The following is a 959-nucleotide window of genomic DNA, read 5'->3' as shown; positions in this document are numbered from 1 at the left end:
CCGCCGGGGTGGGGTAGCCGATGACCATCATGTTGATGGGTCGGTTCTGGACGGTGCGGCCGAGCTCGACGACGCGGACCCGGTCGCTGAGGGCGTCGACGGCGGCGGTGTAGGCGTACTCGTCGGTGTCGCTGGTGTACTGCGCGGCGTGGGTGGTCTCCCACTGGGTGCGCAGCTGCTCGCCGGGCGTCGCGGGGTTGCCCCACGGTGCGGTGGTGGTGCCGCGGACCGCGTCGGAGTAGGGCTGTTCGGTGGTGCCGGCGCGGGCACGTACCCGCCACTGGAAGGTGTCGCCGGGGTTGAATCCGGAGTCGGCGAAGGTGGGTGACTCCTGGTTGATCTGGCGGTTGGGGCGCCAGATGCCGACGATGGTCGGTGCGCCGGTGGGGGTGCCGTTGGCGTCGACGGCGGTGCGTTCGATCTGGTAGTCGGTGGCGCCGTCGACGGGTTGCCAGGCGAGGGTGGCGTACCCGTCGGCCTGGCGGACGGTGAGGTTGGTGACCTGGTTGGGTTCCGCGGCGCTCTGGGCGCTGGCGGGGCTTGGCGCGGTGGTGAGGGTGACGGCGAGGAGGGTGGATACGGCTATGAGGATGGACCGCTGGCGTCTCATGTGGCCTCCGACTGGTGGATCGTGGCGCGGGTTTCGACCAGCATGATCGTCGGAGTTCGTCGATGCAATGATCTTGAGGGAATCTTGCGGCTGGCGGTCGCCTCTCCTCCGGTGCCGGGCCGCTACGCGGTGATGGTGGTGGGAGCAGGCCGCGGTGATTCGTGACCCCCGATGGCGGAGATTCTCAGCCGAGGTCGACCAGCAGGGGTCGGTGGTCGGAGATGGTGGACAGCGGCGTGGTGACCGCGCGTACCGGTGGGAGCTGCGCGAGGGCGTGCCGGTCGGCGAGGATGTGGTCGAGTTGGACGCGGGGTTGCCCGGCGGGGTAGGTGGGGCGGCGGCCCAGGGG

2 pseudogenes are annotated in these 959 nt (G+C 70.5%); both read right to left on the bottom strand.

Annotated features, from left to right (window positions below):
- A pseudogene (locus EAD98_RS00275) lies at positions 1 to 610 on the bottom strand (carboxypeptidase); the annotation flags it as partial.
- Positions 611 to 794: 184 nt separating this feature from the next.
- A pseudogene (locus tag EAD98_RS00270) lies at positions 795 to 959 on the bottom strand (endonuclease); the annotation flags it as partial.

This window comes from Micromonospora sp. CV4, assembly GCF_003667455.1.
Lineage (GTDB): Bacteria > Actinomycetota > Actinomycetes > Mycobacteriales > Micromonosporaceae > Micromonospora.
This window is presented reverse-complemented; position numbering and strand designations above follow the sequence as displayed.